General features: G+C 66.9%; 20 protein-coding genes. 12 read left to right on the top strand and 8 right to left on the bottom strand.

Going from position 1 to position 17,380, the window contains the following annotated elements; all coding sequences use genetic code 11:
- Positions 1-6 precede the first annotated feature (6 nt).
- A complete protein-coding gene (locus tag H977_RS0124920; protein ID WP_029110416.1) occupies positions 7-2,361 on the top strand; it encodes an LCP family glycopolymer transferase in 2,355 nt (784 codons plus the stop codon).
- Positions 2,362-2,435: 74 nt separating this feature from the next.
- Positions 2,436-3,104 carry a phosphate signaling complex protein PhoU gene (phoU, locus tag H977_RS0124915; RefSeq protein WP_029110415.1) on the top strand — a complete coding sequence of 223 codons (669 nt, stop codon included), beginning with the start codon at positions 2,436-2,438 and terminating at the stop codon, positions 3,102-3,104.
- A gap of 1 nt (position 3,105) precedes the next feature.
- Here phoU and H977_RS0124910 read toward each other — a convergent pair whose 3' ends face one another.
- Positions 3,106-3,624 (bottom strand): MarR family winged helix-turn-helix transcriptional regulator, encoded by a 519-nt coding sequence (locus H977_RS0124910; RefSeq protein WP_029110414.1) that lies wholly within the window; start codon positions 3,622-3,624, stop codon positions 3,106-3,108.
- An 80-nt stretch (positions 3,625-3,704) separates the two neighbouring features.
- Here H977_RS0124910 and H977_RS0124905 point away from each other — a divergent pair, with 80 nt between their 5' ends.
- Complete coding sequence (locus H977_RS0124905) at positions 3,705-4,679, top strand: quinone oxidoreductase family protein (protein ID WP_029110413.1); 975 nt, start codon at positions 3,705-3,707, stop codon at positions 4,677-4,679.
- Positions 4,680-4,698: 19 nt separating this feature from the next.
- Here H977_RS0124905 and pstB read toward each other — a convergent pair whose 3' ends face one another.
- The 6 genes from pstB to H977_RS0124870 form a co-directional block, all read right to left on the bottom strand.
- Positions 4,699-5,475, bottom strand: a complete 777-nt coding sequence (gene pstB / locus H977_RS0124900; RefSeq protein ID WP_029110412.1) for a phosphate ABC transporter ATP-binding protein PstB — start codon at positions 5,473-5,475, stop codon at positions 4,699-4,701.
- Positions 5,476-5,484: 9 nt separating this feature from the next.
- A complete protein-coding gene (gene pstA, locus H977_RS0124895; protein ID WP_029110411.1) occupies positions 5,485-6,399 on the bottom strand; it encodes a phosphate ABC transporter permease PstA in 915 nt (304 codons plus the stop codon).
- Positions 6,396-7,451 (bottom strand): phosphate ABC transporter permease subunit PstC, encoded by a 1,056-nt coding sequence (gene pstC, locus H977_RS0124890; protein WP_029110410.1) that lies wholly within the window; start codon positions 7,449-7,451, stop codon positions 6,396-6,398. Before pstC ends, pstA begins: the two co-directional genes overlap by 4 nt.
- Positions 7,452-7,505: 54 nt before the next feature.
- Positions 7,506-8,645, bottom strand: coding sequence for a phosphate ABC transporter substrate-binding protein PstS (pstS, locus tag H977_RS0124885; protein WP_029110409.1), 1,140 nt, complete (start codon positions 8,643-8,645; stop codon positions 7,506-7,508).
- Between the two features lie 121 nt (positions 8,646-8,766).
- A complete protein-coding gene (gene mshD / locus H977_RS0124875) occupies positions 8,767-9,669 on the bottom strand; it encodes a mycothiol synthase (protein WP_029110408.1) in 903 nt (300 codons plus the stop codon).
- Entirely contained in the window at positions 9,666-10,463 is a 798-nt protein-coding gene (locus H977_RS0124870; protein WP_231396055.1) for a winged helix-turn-helix transcriptional regulator, read from the bottom strand. The genes mshD and H977_RS0124870 overlap by 4 nt, the downstream gene beginning before the upstream one ends.
- Positions 10,464-10,623: 160 nt before the next feature.
- On the opposite strand from H977_RS0124870, the gene lmeA reads away from it, so the two are divergent.
- From lmeA to H977_RS0124830, 8 genes are all read left to right on the top strand, one after another.
- Positions 10,624-11,439, top strand: coding sequence for a mannan chain length control protein LmeA (gene lmeA / locus H977_RS0124865; protein ID WP_029110406.1), 816 nt, complete (start codon positions 10,624-10,626; stop codon positions 11,437-11,439).
- A complete protein-coding gene (locus H977_RS0124860; protein ID WP_029110405.1) occupies positions 11,436-11,858 on the top strand; it encodes a thioredoxin family protein in 423 nt (140 codons plus the stop codon). Before lmeA ends, H977_RS0124860 begins: the two co-directional genes overlap by 4 nt.
- 29 nt (positions 11,859-11,887) lie before the next feature.
- Positions 11,888-11,977, top strand: coding sequence for an Ms5788A family Cys-rich leader peptide (locus tag H977_RS36160; RefSeq protein WP_350222965.1), 90 nt, complete (start codon positions 11,888-11,890; stop codon positions 11,975-11,977).
- Positions 11,978-12,067: 90 nt separating this feature from the next.
- Positions 12,068-12,550 carry a DUF4395 domain-containing protein gene (locus tag H977_RS0124855; protein WP_029110404.1) on the top strand — a complete coding sequence of 161 codons (483 nt, stop codon included), beginning with the start codon at positions 12,068-12,070 and terminating at the stop codon, positions 12,548-12,550.
- Positions 12,551-12,598: 48 nt separating this feature from the next.
- Positions 12,599-13,435, top strand: coding sequence for a sulfurtransferase (locus H977_RS0124850; protein WP_029110403.1), 837 nt, complete (start codon positions 12,599-12,601; stop codon positions 13,433-13,435).
- A 1-nt stretch (position 13,436) separates the two neighbouring features.
- Positions 13,437-13,739, top strand: a complete 303-nt coding sequence (locus H977_RS0124845; RefSeq protein ID WP_029110402.1) for a DUF1416 domain-containing protein — start codon at positions 13,437-13,439, stop codon at positions 13,737-13,739.
- 339 nt (positions 13,740-14,078) lie between these two features.
- Positions 14,079-14,750: a heme-binding beta-barrel domain-containing protein gene (locus H977_RS0124835; RefSeq protein WP_029110401.1), complete on the top strand. Its 672-nt coding sequence runs from the start codon at positions 14,079-14,081 to the stop codon at positions 14,748-14,750.
- Positions 14,750-14,998, top strand: a complete 249-nt coding sequence (locus H977_RS0124830) for a hypothetical protein (protein WP_029110400.1) — start codon at positions 14,750-14,752, stop codon at positions 14,996-14,998. Before H977_RS0124835 ends, H977_RS0124830 begins: the two co-directional genes overlap by 1 nt.
- A gap of 282 nt (positions 14,999-15,280) precedes the next feature.
- On the opposite strand, the gene H977_RS0124825 is transcribed toward H977_RS0124830, so the two are convergent.
- Positions 15,281-16,159 (bottom strand): aminodeoxychorismate lyase, encoded by an 879-nt coding sequence (locus tag H977_RS0124825; RefSeq protein WP_029110399.1) that lies wholly within the window; start codon positions 16,157-16,159, stop codon positions 15,281-15,283.
- A gap of 36 nt (positions 16,160-16,195) precedes the next feature.
- Between H977_RS0124825 and ygfZ the strand changes: the two genes are divergently transcribed.
- The gene (gene ygfZ, locus H977_RS0124820; protein WP_029110398.1) at positions 16,196-17,290 is read left to right on the top strand and encodes a CAF17-like 4Fe-4S cluster assembly/insertion protein YgfZ; all 1,095 of its coding nucleotides are present in this window, start codon (positions 16,196-16,198) and stop codon (positions 17,288-17,290) included.
- The last annotated feature ends 90 nt before the right edge of the window (positions 17,291-17,380 follow it).

Raw genomic sequence — 17,380 nt, 5'->3', positions numbered from 1 at the left:
AAGGACATGAGTGACGCTGATAACGCCACTCCCGGCCGTCGCCACCGCTCGCCGGAGGGTGCGTCGGACAACCAATGGATTACCCGATCCCGGCAGCCTTTGCCAGGCGCCGCGCCGTGGGAACGCCAGGATGCGGATCTACCCGATGATTCATCCCTCGACGAGCCCACCGGCAGCCACGCCGACGGGGTAACTGTCGCCGATCTGATCGCCAAGGTCGCCGGCACCGGATTCACCCCGTCGCGCCACAGGCTCGAGCCCGACGAGCCCGAGCTGGTGTCCGACCCTGAGCCCGAGCCCGAGCCGGAACTCGAACTCGAACCACAGCCCGAGCCGCAGTACTTCTTTGAGCCGGACCCCGAACCCGAGCCGCAGTACTTCTTTGAGCCGGACCCCGAACCCGAGCCGCAAGCCGCGCCGGAACCCGAACCGGCGTACCCGCCGGCCTATGTCCGCCCGCCGGTGCCCGAGCCGACCGACGTGATCGCCGCGGTGCGGATCGACCCAGACAGCGATGCGCCGCAGGATCCCTCCGACGCCGAGGATTTCCCGGAGTTCGAGGAGCGGGTCGAGGACGCTCTGGACCACCGTGATCCCGACAACGAAAGCACCGACACGGATGTGCTGCCGGCTCTGCCGGTGTACGACTACGACGCACCCGAGGAGCGCCCGGCGTGGCGCGTCCGCCCGACGCCGCCGGACGAGCACGACCCCGACCAGACCACAGTGATCGAGGGCCTGCGGCCGCCGCTCAACCGCCGCGTGATGCTGGCCGGACGGGCCGCCGCCGCGATTCTCGCGGTGCTCACGCTGGTATTGACCGGCGGAGCCTGGCAGTGGCAGTCCTCGAAGAACAACAGCCTCAACAAGGTCGCCGCGCTGGACCCCAACTCGCGCGACATCCTCGACCCCAACGCCCAGTTCGGCGACGAGAACTTCCTGATCATCGGCACTGACAGCCGGTTCGGTGAGAACGGCGGCATGGGCGCCGGTGACACCGAGGACGCCGGCGGCGCCCGATCGGACACCATCATGCTGGTGAACATCCCGGCCAACCGGGAACGTGTTGTCGCCGTTTCCTTCCCACGCGACCTTTCGATCACACCGATGCAGTGCGAACCCTGGAACCCGGAAACGGCCACCTACGGTCCGCTGTACGACGAGGAATCCGGCACCACCGGACCCGACGAGATCTACACCGAGAACAAATTGAATTCGGCCTTCGCGTTCGGCGGCCCGAAGTGCCTGGTGAAGGTCATCCAGAAGCTGTCAGGGCTGTCCGTGAACCGGTTCATGGCCGTCGATTTCGCCGGGTTCTCCAAGATGGTCGATGCGCTCGGCGGGGTCGAGGTGTGCAGCACCAGCCCGCTCGAGGACTACGAGCTGGGCACCGTGCTGCCGAATGCCGGACGTCAGATGATCGACGGCCACACCGCGCTGAACTACGTGCGTGCCCGCCAGGTGACCACCGAATACAACGGGGATTACGGGCGCATCAAACGCCAACAGCTGTTCTTGTCCTCACTCCTGCGCTCGCTGATCTCCCGTGACACATTTTTCTCGCTGAACAAGCTGAACAACGTGGTCAACATGTTCATCAGCGACAGCTTCGTCGACAACATCAGGACCAAGGACCTGGTTGACCTCGGCCAGTCCGTGCAGGGCGTGAACGCCGGCCGGATCACCTTCGTGACCGTTCCGACCGTCGGTTACGCCGACGAGGACGGCAACGAGGTCCCGCGCACCGATGACATGCGCGCCCTGTTCGACGCGATCATCAACGACGACCCGCTGCCCGGCGAGAAGAATCCGGACAACACCCCGGTTCCCGGCACCCCGGAATCGACGACGTCGTCCGTTCAGGCCGCCGCCCCCTCAGAAGCTCCCGAGACCCCCCAGTCGACGGCTCCGGCGCCCGCACCGGCCTCGACCGACAGCGGTGAGATGGTCAACGCCGTCACCACCGAACCGCAGCAGGTCACGGTGCAGGTGTCGAACTCGACCGGCCAGAGCGGCCTGGCCTCCACGGCCGCCACTGAGCTGCAGGAACACGGTTTCAACGTCAACACCCCCGACGATTATCCGAGCACGCTGCCTGCGACCACGGTGTTCTTCTCCCCCGGCAACGAGGAGGCGGCCGCGACGGTGGCCAGCTCGTTCACCAACCCGACCATCGAACGCGTCACGGGCATGGGTGATGTGGTGCAGGTGGTGCTGGGATCGGACTTCAATTCGGTGGGCGCACCCAGCCCGAGCGGCTCGGAAGTGCAGGTGCACGTGCTGAAAGGCACCGGCGCCAGCCCGACGCACCTTCCCGAGGACCTCACGGTCACCAATGCCGCGGACACCACCTGCGAGTAGTCCGGAGGCGGCATTCACCGTTCGTTCATCGTTGCATCGTGACTATAGGGCCTCTGACCGCATAATCTTGCTGCATGCGTACCCATTACAACGAGCAATTGCGTTCACTCACGGACCAACTCGGCGAGATGTGCGAGTTGGCGGGTACCGCAATGGAGCGAGCCACCCAGGCGCTCCTGCAGGCCGACCTCGCGCTCGCCGAGCAGGTCATCAGCGATCACGACCAGATGACCACGCTGAGCACCCATGCCGAGGAGGCCGCGTTCGTGTTGCTCGCGCTGCAGGCGCCGGTAGCCGGCGATCTGCGCTCGGTGGTGGGTTCCATTCAGATCGTTGCCGACGTGGACCGGATGGGCGCGCTGGCGCTGCATGTAGCCAAGATCGCACGCCGTCGCCACCCCCAGCACGTGCTGCCGGAGGAAGTGAACGGTTACTTCGCCGAAATGGGCCGCGTCGCAGTGGAATTGGGGCACGCCGCCCGCGAGGTGTTGCTCACCCAGGATCCGGAGAAGGCCGCCCGAATCCAGGAGGAAGACGATGCGATGGATGATCTGCATCGCCACCTGTTCTCGGTACTGATGGACCGCGAGTGGAAGCACGGCGTCACCGCCGCGGTCGACGTGACGTTGCTGAGCCGCTTCTACGAGCGCTTCGCCGACCATGCTGTCGAGGTGGCCCGCCGGGTGATCTTCCAGGTCACCGGCTCCTACCCGGACGGCGATTCGGTTTCGTCGAACCAGTGACTCAGGGCCGGTCGGTCGGCGGCACCAGACGGACCCCGTCTTTGTGCGCCCCGGCCAGATCCCCGAGCACCTTGACCAGCACCTGCAGGTCCGCGCCGCTGTAGCGCAGCAGGAATTCGCGTGTTCCGCGATCCATCTCCTCGTGCAGTTGCCGGTGTACGCCGGCGATGAGCTCCCCGTCGGCGGTCAGGCCCAGTTCGATCTCCTTGCGGTTGCCCGGTACCGGCGTGCGGACCACCAGGCCGGCCTCGACCAGCCTCTGCACGTGCTTGGACACCGTGCCCTTGAGTCGGCCGGTGCGGGCCGCCAGGCCGACGACGCTGACCGGGCCTTCGGCGATCTCCGCCAGTAGGTGCATCGACGACGTCGGGAGCGTCCTCAGCAGATGGTGTAGCCGTTGCGGACATCGGACGGCCATGAAATCGCGCTCGGCGTCGCCGTCGCCGTCGTTCCCGAGCCGGTCCGACACTGTGGTCATGAGCCCGGCGATGGCCTCGATCAACTCGAGTTTGGTTTTCACGGAAACCATCTTGCCACCCGGGGCGGACATGCGTAGATTGTTTCCACAGAAACCATATCCCGAGAAACCGAGGAGCCGCCATGAAGGCAGCACTGGTCACCGAATGGGGCAGGCACCCGTCCTACACCGATGTGCCCGAGCCGGAGCCGCAGGACGGCACCGAGGTTGCCGACGTCGAAGCGTCGGCCCTGACCAACCTCACCCGTGCGCTTGTTTCGGGAAAGCACTACGCCAGCAAGGAGCTTCGACTACCGGCCATTCCCGGTGTCGACGGCGTCGCACGGCTTGCCGACGGCCGTCGCGTCTACACCGGGGCGCTGGGGTATTCGGGGATGATGGCGCAGCGCGCACTGGTCGACCCCGACGGGGGTGTCGAAATCCCCGAGCATGTCGATTCGGTGACCGCAGCCGCCCTGCCCAACCCGGGCATCTCGGCCTGGACCGCACTGTCACACGCCGCAGCGGTCAAGCCCGGCGACCGTGTACTGGTACTCGGCGCCACCGGCGTAACCGGTTCGATGGCAGTGCAATTGGCCGGCGCCATGTTCGGCGCCGAGACGGTGGTGGCCGCAGGCCGCAACACCGAACGGCTCGCGTGGCTACGGTCGGCCGGCGCCCACCAGACGATCGCCCTCGGTGAGCAGGATCTGGGCGCCCAGGTCGCCGAGATGCACGCCGAGCGCCCGTTCGACGCGGTACTCGACTATCTGTGGGGAGACCCCGCCGCGCAGGTGCTGACCGCCCTGGCCGCCAGCCATCCCGCCGCGCACTACCACCCGACACGGTTCGTGCAGATCGGGTCGATGACCGGACCGAGCCTGAACCTCGACGCGGGAGTACTGCGTGGCACCGGGATCACCCTGAGCGGGGTGGGTATCGGCAGCGTGCCACCCGAGGTGATGGCCCGGGCCCGAACCGAGGCACTGCCCCGGTTGTTCGCCATGGTCGCCGATGGAAAGCTCGAATTGCGCACACAGCCAAGGGCATTGGCAGACGTAGCCGAAGTGTGGGCAGCCCGTGAGCCGTCGGGAACCCGCGTGGTACTGACGCCCTAGTTTTCTTGCCCGGGAAGGGTCAGCCGAAGCGGCCCGAGATGTAGTCCTCGGTGGCCTTCTGGGTGGGGTTGGAGAAGATCTTCTCGGTGTCGTCGATCTCGATCAGCCGGCCGGGTTTACCGGTGGCCTCGAGGTTGAAGAACGCGGTCTGATCACTCACCCGGGCGGCCTGCTGCATGTTGTGCGTGACGATGACGATCGTGAAATCCTGCTTGAGCGTGGAGATCAGATCCTCGATGGCCAGCGTCGAGATCGGGTCGAGCGCCGAGCAGGGCTCGTCCATCAACAGCACATCGGGCTGCACCGCGATCGCGCGGGCGATGCACAGCCGCTGCTGCTGACCGCCGGACAAGCCACCGCCGGGCTTGTCCAAGCGGTCCTTGACCTCGGTCCACAGGTTGGCGCCGCGCAGCGAACGCTCGGCCACCTCGTCGAGGGTCTTCTTGTTGCGCACACCCTGCAGCTTCAGGCCGGCCACGACGTTGTCACGAATCGACATGGTGGGGAACGGGTTCGGGCGCTGGAACACCATGCCGATGGTCTTGCGCACACCGACCGGGTCCACTCCGGCGCCGTAGATGTCCTCACCGTCGAGCAGCACCGAGCCTTCGACGCGGGCCCCCGGGATTACCTCGTGCATGCGGTTCAGCGTGCGCAGCACGGTCGACTTGCCGCAGCCCGACGGGCCGATGAAGGCCATCACGCTGCGCGGCTGCACCGAGAGCGAAACCTCGGAAACGGCGTGGAACGCGCCGTAGTAGATGTTGACGTCCTTGAGATCCAGCCGCTTGGCCATGGATAGCTCCTACACCTTCTTGGGGGAAAAGAGTTTGGCGACCGCGCGAGCGCCGACATTGAGCAGGGCGATCAGCAGGATCAGCGTCAGCGCCGCACCCCAGAGCCGATCGGTGGGCACCGGGTTGGCGCCCGCTCCCGCCGAGATCTGGTCGTACATCATGCCGGGCAGCGATCCCATGAACCCGCCGAACATGTCGAAGTTCATCGCCTGCGCATAGCCGACAAGGATCAGCAGCGGCGCCGTCTCACCCATCACGCGGGCCAGTGCCAGCATGATGCCGGTGACGATGCCCGACAGCGCCGTCGGGATCACGATTCGGACGATGGTCTTCCATTTCGGCACGCCGAGGGCGTAACTCGCCTCACGCAGATCCATCGGGACGATGCGCAGCATCTCCTCGGTGGCCCGCACGATCACCGGAATCATCAGCAGTACCAACGACAGTGACACCGCGAACCCGGACCGGCCGAACCCGAGCGTGGCCACCCACAGTGCGTAGATGAACAACGCGGCGACGATCGAGGGAACGCCGGTGAGGATGTCCACCATGAACGTGGTGACCTTGCCCAGCCGCGTGCCACCGCCGTACTCGACCAGGTAAACGCCCACCATCACGCCGATCGGAATGGAGATCAGCGAGCACACGATGCCCTGCAGCAGGGTGCCGACGATCGCGTGGTAGGCACCGCCACCGGCGATGAACGTGGTCATCCCGGACTGGGAGTTGGTGAACCACGTGGGTGAGCTCAATGCGGCCCAACCCCGGACGATCACCGAGTACAGCACCCAGACCAGAGGCACCAGCGCGACCAGCAATGACAAGGTCACCAGCACCGTGGCGAAGTGGTTGGTCAGCTTGCGGCGCAGACTGACGCCCTGGAACACAGGCGTCTTGACCGGCCGCTCGAGTGTGGACGTCATGAGCGTCCCTTTCCGGCGACCGCGGCGCGCGCCAGCGAGTTCACCACGAAGGTGAGGATGAACAGCACCAGGCCGGCGGCAATGTAGGCGCCCGCCTTGTACTGGTCATTGAATTCGCTTGCGGTGGCAGCGATCTTGCTCGCGAAGGTGTAGCCGCCGTCGAACAGCGACCAGCCGAACGCGGTTTGGGTGCCGCGCAGGATGATCAGCAGGGCGATGGTCTCACCGAGGGCGCGCCCCAGGCCGAGCATCGCGCCGCTGATGTAGCCGGACAATCCGAAGGGCAGCACCGTGGTGCGCACCACTTCCCAGCGGGTGGCACCCAGCGCGAGCGCGGCCTCGATCTGGCCGCGCGGGGTCTGGGTGAACACCTCGCGGGTCACCGCGGTGATGATCGGCAGGATCATCACCGCCAGCACGATCCCCGCGGTGAAGATCGTGCCACCGCCGGCCACCGAAGCGTTGCCGGTCTTGAACAGGAACAGCCAGTCCAAGTGCGTATTGAGCCACACCGCAAAGGGTTTGATCGTCGGCGCCAGCACGTACAGGCCCCACACGCCGTACACGATCGAGGGCACTGCGGCCAGCAGGTCCACCAGGTAGCCCAGCGGACCGGCCAATCGCCGCGATGAGTACTGGGTGAGATAGATCGCGATGCCCAACGCCACCGGCATGGCCAGTACGAGCGCGAACACCGAGACGAATACGGTCACCTGCAGCAGCTCGAAGATGCCGAAATGCATCGCCGAGGTGTCGGTGGTGATCCAGTTGCCGCCGTAGAGGAAGAAGTTCTCCTCGTTGCGCGTCAGCGCAGGAACCGCGCGCCAGAGCAGGAACACCCCGATCGCCGCGATGAGCGCGACGATGAGGATGCCCGAACCTTCTGCGAGCCCACGGAAAATTCGGTCGCCGAGGCGAACCTTGGCTCCCTTGGACGGATCGGTGGAGATGGGTTCCGGTTCGGGATGGGGGGAGGCAAGTGTCTCCCCCGACCCCGAATCAGCTGGATTCGGCGTTGTCACTATTGTCCCGTCAGGGCCCCTGTTGGTCATATGGTCGGAAAACCCATCCTCACCCAGATTCGTCCTTCAACGCCAGCCGGGCTATTAAGCGATGGCCTCGACCGAGGTCAGCAGGCGCTGCTTGAACTCGTCGGGGAGCGCGATGTATCCGGCCTGCGACAGGCTGGCCTGGCCCTCGTTGGCGGCCACCGTCAGGAAGGACTTGACGGCCGCCGCGGTGTCGGCGTCGTAGCCCTTGGAGCAAACGATCTCGTAGGTGGCCAGTACCAGGGGGTAGACACCGGCTTCCTTCGAGGCGTAGAGCGCGTTCAGGTCGAGGACCAAGTCCTTGCCCTCGCCCTTGAACTTGGCTGCGCCGACGGCCTTGGTGGTCGACTGGTCGTCCAGCGGCACTGCGCCGGCGCCGCTGTCGATCTGGGCGTAGGGCAGGCCGGCCGCGGCGGCGGGGCTCTTCTCGACGTAGCCGATCGAGCCGGGGGTGGCCTGGACGGCCTGCACGACACCGGAGGACTTCTGCGCGCCCTCACCGGCGCCGCCCTGGAACTCCTTGCCCGCACCCTTGGTCCAGGTCTGCGGCGCGGCGGCGGCCAGGTACTTCTGGAAGTTGTCGGTGGTGCCCGAGGAATCCGACCGGTAGATCGGCTTGATGTCCAGGTCCGGCAGGGTGGCGCCGGCGTTGAGGGCGGCCACTGCCGGATCGTTCCACTTCTTGATCTGGCCCTGGAAGATCTTGGCGAGCACGTCGGGGTTGACCACGAGCTTGTCGACACCCTCGACGTTGTAGGCCAGCGCGACCGGGCCGAACACCAGCGGCAGGTTCCAGGCCTCGTTGCCGCCACAACGCTCGGCGGCCTTCTTGACCTGATCGTCCTTCAGCGCGGAGTCGGACCCGGCGAAGTCGACCTGCTTGGCGATGAACTGGTCCACGCCCGCGCCCGATCCGGTCGGGTTGTAGGCCAGATTCTTGCCGGAGCAGACCTGACCCCACACCTTGTTGAATTCCGCAATGGCGTTCTGCTGCGCCGTCGAGCCTTCGGCCGTCAGCGAGTTCTTGCCGCCGCACTCAGCCGATGCGGCCGAGGAGCTGCCCGCGGCCGACGAACTGGTGCCGGCGGCGTTGTTGTCGCTGCCGCACGCAGTCAGGGTGAGCGCCGCAATGGCCGTCGCGGACAGCGCGACACCGAACGGCTTGCCTACACCCTTGCCAATGCTGATGAGCTTCACTTGTCCCACTTTCCGTTGACGGCTTCGAACTCTCCGGCAACGTATTCGGCCCCAATGGACGGCTCGCGGACAGCAGGTGAATCGGCAGTGAATAGGTTCAGCGTGTACACAGCTAAACGGGTTAACCGGCGGCGTACGCCACGTCGACGCCGAACACCTCAAAGCCCAAGTTTCGGTAGGTCGCCACGGCCGCCGAGTTATCTGCCTCGACGTAAAGTAGCACCGTCGGCAAGGACCGCTCGGCGAGGTGGTGCAGACCGACCAGGGTCAGCACCGAGCCCAGCCCCCGGCCCTGTGCCGCCGGATCGACGCCGACGACGTAGACCTCGCCGAGAGCGGCGTCCGCGCCCGCACCGCGGGGCGGGGCATGGATTTTCGTCCAGTGGAAGCCCAGCAGTGTCCCGGTGTGTTCGTCGAACGCCTCGAACAGGCCCTCAGGATCGAACCACGGCTCATTGCGCCGCTCGGCCAGGTCATGTTCGGTCCAGCCGCCCTGTTCCGGGTGCCAGGAGAATGCGGCGTTGTTGACGCGCAGCAGCTCGGCATCGTCGCGAGGTCCGGCATAGGTGGCGATCCGCACGCCTTCGGCAGTGCGCAGCGGCGGCAGGTCGGTCAGCGGACGGCGCATCTGCAGCAGTTCGCGCACGGATTTGAGCTCCAACGAGGCGGCCAGCGCCTGGGCTGCGTCGAGATTGCCGTGCGCCCAGATTCGTGTGCCCGCCGCGCCCTCGGCGAGCCCTGCACGGACCAGCGCCGCACCGATGCCGCGCCGTCGGGCCCGCGGATCCACTACCAGCTCGGCCATCGCCGGGTCATCCTCGGCGGCCGGGGCCAGGTTCAGGTAGCCGACAAGGTCTGCACCGTCGGTGGCCACGAGATGACGGGTGCGGTCGTGGCCGAGCTCGCGCAGCACCTGATCGCCCACCGGGGCCACGCCGTCGGACTCGGTGGCCGCAGCGATGAGGGCACGGATCTCGGTCTGCTCGGCTTCTGAGAGCCCGGTCCGCCAGTCGAGTGCGGTCACTGGCTGGGCAGGCGCCCGGCCAACGGCTCGTCCGCTTCGTCGGTTGCCGGGTCGAAGTCGTCGTCGCCGTGGTCGTCCTGCGAGGCATCCGCACCGCTCGCCTCGGCCGCCTGGGTCCGGCCGCGGGACGGGCGCACCGCCTTGTATCCGACGTTGCGGACGGTGCCGATCAGCGATTCGTACTCAGGGCCGAGTTTGGCCCGCAGACGACGCACATGTACGTCGACCGTGCGGGTACCGCCGAAGAAGTCGTAGCCCCACACCTCCTGCAGCAACTGCGCCCGGGTGAACACGCGGCCGGCGTGCTGGGCGAGGTACTTGAGCAGCTCGAATTCTTTGTAGGTGAGATCGAGGGGACGTCCACGCAGGCGTGCGGTGTAGGTGCCCTCGTCGATCGCGAGCTCACCGAGGGTGATCTTGCCGACGTTCTCCTGATTGGCACCGCCGCCACGCCGGCCCACCAGCAGGCGCAGCCGGGCGTCGATCTCGGCCGGGCCGGTGCCGGGCAGCAGGATCTCGTCCAGGCCCCACTCGTGGTTGACGGCCACCAAGCCGCCCTCGTTGACCACTGCGACCACCGGGACGGAGCTACCCGTGGTTCCCAGCAGGCGACAGAGGCCGCGAGCGGCCGCGAGATCGGTACGCGCGTCGACGATCGCCACATCGGCGCTACCCGCTTCCAGCAGCGAGGACACCTCTGTCGGTGCTGTGCGCACGGTGTGGGCCAGCAGGGTGAGGGAGGGCAGGACCGACTCGGGATGCGGGTCGACGGTAAGTAACAACAGATCCAACAGGTCCTCCGGCGCGCCGGCAATCACTTCTCACGAGCGCCCGGACCACGATGTCCACACGGTCGGATTCATGACTGACATGTAGCCGTTACCGGCCTTTAGTGATCTAACGATAACGCCTCACCTGCTGATCAGCCGCGCCGAGCGCTTCGATCCGATGACTGTGGGCGACAATGTGCCGGTGCGCAAACTGCTGATCGGGCTCACCGCGACCGTCACCGCGCTCGTCGTCGGGGTTGTCGGCACCGATTTCGGTTCGGCGATCTACGCCGAGTACAGGCTCGCCCGCAACGTCCGCACCGCGGCCGGCCTCGACTGGGACCCGTGGGTGGCCATCCTCGGTTTCCCGTTCCTGACCCAGGTGCGCAACCACCGCTACAAGGAAGTCGAGATCCGGGCCGCCGCCGTCGATCACCCTGTGGTGGGCAAGGCATCGCTGGAAGCCACGCTGCACGGCATCGACCTCACCGAGTCGTCGTGGCTGATCCGGCCGGACGCGAAACTGCCGGTCAAGAAGGCCGAGAGCCGCATCATCATCGACTCCACCCACGTCGGCAGGTTCATGGGCATCGACGATCTGCTGGTGGAGGCCCCGTCCCGGGAAACCAACGACTCCACAGGCGGCACGACGGAATCCGGCATCTCCGGCAGTCAGGGGCTGGTGTTCACCGGCACCCCGAAACAGTCAGGTCTGGACAAGCGGGTCAGCGTCGCCGTCGACCTGTCGTTCGCCGGCAACGACGACACCAGCCTGGTGCTGACCGCGACCGGGATCCTGACCGGCCCCGGGACGGCCGACGAACCCGTGCCCGAGGAGAAGACCGCGGCGGTCCTGTCAGAGTTCAGCCACACAATCACCGGTCAGAAGCTGCCGTTCGGGATTTCCCCGACCACGGCCGGCGCCCGCGGCTCCGACGTGATCATCGAGGGCATCGCGTCGGGAGTAACGATCGACCTCGCGGGGTTCAGACAATCATGAGCTCTTCGATGGTGCTGGTCCTGGTGGTGATCATCGCCGCGCTCGGGGTCGCCTACGTGATCGGCCGCTTGATCACGCTGCGTGCCGGCATGATCAGGGCGGGTGAGCAGGCCGCCAACGTCGACACCAGCGACCTCGGGCTGTCGCAGACCGGCCCGACCATCCTGCATTTCTCCGCCGAGTGGTGCGGACCCTGCGCCGGGGTCCGCAGAGTCGTCGACCAGGTCTGCGCCGAGCTACCTGAAGTTGCCCACGTCGAGATCGACATGGACGCCAATCCCGAAGCCGCCAGGCGGCTTTCGGTCCTGTCCCTGCCCACCACAATCATCTTCGACGGCAATGGGCGGCCGCGGTACCGCACGAGCGGGGTCCCCAAGGCCGCTGACCTGCGCTCAGCACTCGAACCGCTGTTGGCCTGAGTCCGCGGTTATTGGGTAAGCTGTCGCTCGTGTCAGCCCGCCTCGAGCTTGTGCTCACCAAGCGCCGCGCAGTCGATCTGTGCCGCGTCGCGGGTTGCTGCTGTTGTTGTTGCTGTTGATTGCAGCCGCGCGCTTTCGCGCGCCCGCTCCGGCCTCGTGCCTGGGCCTGCACACCATCAGACCTTCTACGACAACAGGAGTTCGTCCGCATGTCATCGACATCAACCCAGCCCATCGCCGATAGTCGGCCCGCACAGGTCGACGTGCGCGGACCACGGTTCGCGGCCTGGGTCACCACCGCGGTGCTGATCGCCACCCTTTTGGTCGCGGGGTTCAGTGAGCTCGCAGCCGCGGTGCTGCTCGGCGCTCAGGCGGTCGTCTTCGCCATCGGGGCGGCCGGCGGTCCGCGCAAGCATCCCTATGGCCGGCTGTTCGCCAAATTCGTCGCGCCGCGTCTGGCACCGGTCACCGAACGCGAGCCGGTCCCGCCGCTGAAGTTCGCCCAATTGGTCGGCTTCGTGTTCGCCGTCCTCGGTACCGCAGGGTTCGCGTTCGGCATCACCGCGCTCGGCCTGACCGCCACCGCTCTCGCATTGGTGGCGGCCTTCCTCAACGCCGCCTTCGGCATCTGCCTGGGTTGCCAGATCTACCCGCTGGTCGTCCGGCTGCGCCGCACCCCCAGTCCTGCATGACACCCACCTGACATCTCCAAATAGCAAGCAACCGAAAGGAATTCGTACATGGCACGTTCCGACGTCCTGGTCTCGACCGAGTGGGCCGGGAACAACCTCGATACCGCCGGCGTGGTGTTCGTCGAGGTCGACGAGAACACCAGCGCCTACGACGACGAGGGGCACATCCCCGGCGCCGTCAAACTGGACTGGAAAGACGATCTGCAGGACGCCGTCAAGCGCGACTTCGTCGACCAGCAGCAGTTTTCGAAGCTGCTGTCCGACAAGGGCATCAGCAACGACGACACGGTGATCCTCTACGGCGGCAACAACAACTGGTTCGCGGCCTACGCCTACTGGTACTTCAAGCTGTACGGCCACGCCGACGTCAAGCTGCTCGACGGCGGCCGCAAGCGCTGGCAGCTCGACGGCCGCCCGCTCGTCAAGGACACGGTGACCCGGCCGGCAACCTCGTACACCGCCTCGGCACCCGACAACAACATCCGTGCCTTCCGCGACGAGGTCATCGCCGCGATCGGCGAGAAGAACCTCGTCGACGTGCGCTCCCCTGACGAGTTCTCGGGCAAGATCCTGGCCCCGGCGCACCTGCCGCAGGAGCAGAGCCAGCGGCCCGGGCATATCCCCGGCGCCATCAACGTTCCGTGGAGCAAGGCAGCCAACGAGGACGGCACCTTCAAGTCCGACGAGGAACTGGCCAAGCTGTACGCCGCGGCAGGCCTCGACGGCGACAAGGAGACCATCGCCTACTGCCGGATCGGTGAGCGTTCGTCGCACACCTGGTTCGTGCTGCAGGAGCTGCTGGGACACGCGAACGTCAAGAACTACGACGGCAGTTGGACGGAATACGGCTCCCTTGTGGGCGCCCCGATCGAGTTGGGAAGTTGATATGTGCTCTGCACCCAAGCAAGGACTGACGTTGCCCGCCGGCGTCGACCTGGAGAAGGAAACCGTGATCACCGGTCGTGTGGTGGACGGTTCCGGCCAGGCGGTCGGCGGCGCTTTCGTGCGCCTGCTGGACTCCAGCGACGAGTTCACCGCTGAGGTCGTGGCCTCGGCGACCGGTGACTTCCGGTTCTTCGCCGCTCCGGGCACCTGGACGCTGCGCGCCCTGTCCCCCGCGGGCAACGGCGACGCGAGCGTGGCCCCGTCCGGTGCGGGCATCCACGAGGTCGACGTCAAGGTCGCGTAGCGACGATCAAGGCGAGGCACGAGCCGATGAGGAGCTGCGCCAGCGGCACCGCGTAGCGACGATCAAGGCGAGGCACGAGCCGATGAGGAGCTACGCCATCGGCACCGCTTGATTTCTGCCGCCCGAACGTGGGCTTGTGTACGAAGATTCATCGTGATCTCGGACACAAGCCCACGTTCGGCGTGTATATGGGCGTCCCGACCCGGGGCGCCGACACCCTCGACCAGGAACTAGACTCATTCCCGTGGTGCTCTTCTTCGAGATAATGCTCGTCGCGGCCGTCGTGGTCATCACGTGGTTCGCGTTGTACGCGCTGTACCGCCTCGTCACCGACGAGTCGTGACCTCCGGCGGCGACGCCCCGGCGCGAGGGCCGGGATCCGGTGATCGAGCCTTGGCGGCGGCCGCCGAGCGGGCCAAGGAAACGGCGGCCCGTAACATTCCGGTCTTCGATGACCTGCCGATGCCGGCTGACACCGCCAACCTTCGCGACGGCGTCGAACTCAGCGACGCGTTGTTGGCGCTGTTACCGTTGGTCGGCGTCTGGCGCGGTGAGGGCGAAGGTCGCGATACCCATGGCGACTACCGGTTCGGTCAGCAGATCGTCGTCTCCCACGACGGCGGTAATTACCTGAACTGGGACTCCCGGACGTGGCGGTTGACCGCATCTGGCGATTACGACTCCCCCGGCCTGCGCGAGAGCGGCTTCTGGCGATTCGTGACCGATCCCGACGATCCGGCCGGGCGTGACGAGTCACAGGCCATCGAACTGCTGCTGGCCCATTCGGCCGGCTATGTCGAGCTGTTCTACGGCAAGCCTCTCACCCAGTCGTCCTGGGAGCTGGTCACCGATGCACTGGCCCGCAGCAAGTCCGGCTTGTTGGTCGGCGGCGCCAAGCGGCTGTACGGAATCGTCGAAGGCGGGGACCTCGGTTACGTGGAAGAACGTGTAGATGCTGACGGCGGGCTCGTCCCGCATCTGTCGGCCCGACTGTCACGGTTTGTCGGCTGATGCGGCGGTCGATCGTGGCGGCAGGTCTGCTTGCCGCAGCAGCGCTCCTCGGTGCTTGCTCGTCGGAGGGGCCGCAACCGGCTCCCACCTCAGCGCCGGCCGAGCATGGCACGTATGCGCACTGCCTGTCCCAGCACGGTGTTCCGGTGGCTCCCGGCCCGGTCGCCGGTCCGCCATCCGGGGTGGACGGTCAGACCTGGCAGAAGGCCACCGAAGCGTGCTCGACGCTGGCGCCCGGTCCCAGCTAGTTCAGGCATCCTCCGGCTACCGCGCCATTCAGCGGGTTCGACGGGCTGCCCCAGATATGGGGCGGCCCCCGAGCCTTGGTACCTGGTTGGACAGACCGGGAGGCTCGGGGGCCGGGTGACTGCGGGGAATTCGCCAGCGCGCGCAGGCAACTACCCCGGCGCTGCTAGCGGGCAGCCACCTCACATGTCCATAAGTCACTCAATTTGTCGGACCACCTCCTTCCCTGTGTGCCAACGAAAGTACCCTCGTCGGCGCACCTCGACAAGCGATTTATCGGCAGCTCAGCGATCGCTGACGATCGCGGCGTCGACCAGGCCGGAGACATCGGCTGCCAGCGGCGGATAGGGCAGCGGCCGGCCGTCCAGGGTGTGCACCCGGGCCGCGAGGGTGATGCTGGAAACCAGCCAGACACCTTGCGCGCCAAGCAGATCCGACGGCGTGAGAGCCCGGAAGTCGCAGTCAAAGCCCTTGTCCCGAGCCACCTCGAACAATGCCTTTTGAGTGGTGCCGCGCAGGATCGGATACCACGGCGGCGGGGTGAGCAGCATCGACTGGCCGTCGGCGCCTTCGGTCGCGATCACCACGGTCGAGCGCGGTCCCTCCAACACATAGCCGTCGGAGCTGACGAAGATCACGTCGCCCGCTCCGTGACGCTCGGCATGCCGCAGCGCAGCCATGTTCACCGCGTAGGACAGTGTCTTGGCACCCGCGGCCAACCACGGCATGTCACTGGCGTTCAGCGGCAGTCCGCGGTCCAGGGTGATCGCGGCCAGCCCGTCACGCCGAACCCCGGCCACCCGGTCGGCCAGTGCGCCGATGGTGGCGAACGCGGTCGCGGGACCGCCGCTCTCCCGCCCCCGGCTGTATACCAGGCGCAGTACGCCGTCGCCGTCGTTCTCCGCGGTCCAACGCTCGGCCCCCAGCAGTACGGCCGCTCGCCAAGCGTCCAGATCAGGCTCAGGGAGATCGAGCATCTTGGCGGACTGGGTCAACCGCCCCAGGTGGGCCTCCAGGAGGCACGGCCTGCCATCGCGCACCAGCAGCGTCTCGAAAACCCCGTCGCCCCGTACAGCGGCCAGGTCGTCGGCATACAGCAGCGGAGCGTCGGGATCGTGGATCTGCCCGTCAAGGGTGACCAGTACGGATGGTGGGCTCGCCATGGGTCGCCAGCGTAACGACAAACGTAGAGTTGGCCTATGTCTGCACAACCGTCAGCAGTTCCGGCGCCCGAGGCCACTCCCGATGCCGGCGCCGTCTGGCATTACGGTGACCCGCTCGGTGAACAGCGCTCCGCGGCAAGTGCCGCGGTCTGGGTGGACCGCTCCCACCGCGCGGTCCTGACCCTGACGGGCAAGGACCGTCTGACGTGGCTGCACAGCATCTCCAGCCAGCACGTCAGCGCATTGCCCGAGGGCGCGGTGACCGAGAACTTGAGCCTGGATCTGCAGGGCCGTGTCGAAGATCACTGGCTCCAGACCGATCTCGGCGGCACCACCTACGTGGACACCGAGCCGTGGCGGGGTGAACCGCTGCTGGCCTACCTGCGCAAGATGGTGTTCTGGGCCGACGTGCAGATCGAGTCTGCGGATATGGCAGTGCTGTCGTTGCTCGGGCCCGGGCTGGCCGACCAGCAGGTCATCGAGGCCCTTGGCTGCGCTCAGCTGCCGTCCGAGGCCACGGCCGTGGCATTGCCCGGCGGTGGCTTCCTGCGGCGGCTGCCCGCTCCGGGCATCGAACTGGACCTGGTGGTGCCACGGCAGTCCGTCGCCGAATACACCCGGCGGCTCACCGAGGCCGGTGTCCGGCCGGCCGGTGTCTGGGCGTACGAGGCCCATCGGGTGGCGGCCGGGCGTCCTCGCTTGGGCGTGGACACCGATGAGCGCACGATCCCGCACGAGGTCGGCTGGATCGGTGAGCCCGGTGTCGGCGCGGTCCACCTCGACAAGGGTTGCTACCGCGGCCAGGAGACTGTCGCCCGGGTACACAACCTGGGTAAACCGCCCCGGATGCTGGTGGTCCTGCAGCTCGACGGCTCCTCCGACCGGCCGGTGACCGGCGACACGGTGACCGCCGGTGGACGCAACGTCGGCCGGATCGGCACGGTCGTGGAGCACGCCGACGAGGGCCCGATCGCGTTGGCGCTGCTCAAACGGGGATTACCGGTCGATACAGAACTGGTCGCGGGGGCCGAGGCGCAAGCACCGGCCGTGATCGACCCGGATTCCATGCCGGAGGCGGACGCCACCGCCGGCGCCGGCCGCGCGGCGGTCGACCGCCTGCGGGGGCGTTGAGCCGTGGAACTGCGCAAGAGCACGTAAACTCACTCGGTCACCGACGACGTGACGACCGTCTCTGCGCGGATTCCGCGATCCAGGTGACGG

It is taken from the genome of Mycobacterium sp. URHD0025 (assembly GCF_000426065.1).
GTDB lineage: Bacteria > Actinomycetota > Actinomycetes > Mycobacteriales > Mycobacteriaceae > Mycobacterium.
Note: the sequence above shows the minus strand (reverse complement) of the source record. Positions and strands in the feature narration are given on the sequence as shown.

Coding starts and splice junctions, on each gene's coding strand:
- H977_RS0124920 (WP_029110416.1), top strand. CDS start 7: ATGAGTGACGCTGATAACGCCACTCCCGGCCGTCGCCACCGCTCGCCG.
- phoU (WP_029110415.1), top strand. CDS start 2,436: ATGCGTACCCATTACAACGAGCAATTGCGTTCACTCACGGACCAACTC.
- H977_RS0124905 (WP_029110413.1), top strand. CDS start 3,705: ATGAAGGCAGCACTGGTCACCGAATGGGGCAGGCACCCGTCCTACACC.
- pstB (WP_029110412.1), bottom strand. CDS start 5,475: ATGGCCAAGCGGCTGGATCTCAAGGACGTCAACATCTACTACGGCGCG.
- pstA (WP_029110411.1), bottom strand. CDS start 6,399: ATGACGTCCACACTCGAGCGGCCGGTCAAGACGCCTGTGTTCCAGGGC.
- pstC (WP_029110410.1), bottom strand. CDS start 7,451: ATGACCAACAGGGGCCCTGACGGGACAATAGTGACAACGCCGAATCCA.
- H977_RS0124860 (WP_029110405.1), top strand. CDS start 11,436: ATGAGCTCTTCGATGGTGCTGGTCCTGGTGGTGATCATCGCCGCGCTC.
- H977_RS0124855 (WP_029110404.1), top strand. CDS start 12,068: ATGTCATCGACATCAACCCAGCCCATCGCCGATAGTCGGCCCGCACAG.
- H977_RS0124850 (WP_029110403.1), top strand. CDS start 12,599: ATGGCACGTTCCGACGTCCTGGTCTCGACCGAGTGGGCCGGGAACAAC.
- H977_RS0124845 (WP_029110402.1), top strand. CDS start 13,437: ATGTGCTCTGCACCCAAGCAAGGACTGACGTTGCCCGCCGGCGTCGAC.
- H977_RS0124830 (WP_029110400.1), top strand. CDS start 14,750: ATGCGGCGGTCGATCGTGGCGGCAGGTCTGCTTGCCGCAGCAGCGCTC.
- H977_RS0124825 (WP_029110399.1), bottom strand. CDS start 16,159: ATGGCGAGCCCACCATCCGTACTGGTCACCCTTGACGGGCAGATCCAC.
- ygfZ (WP_029110398.1), top strand. CDS start 16,196: ATGTCTGCACAACCGTCAGCAGTTCCGGCGCCCGAGGCCACTCCCGAT.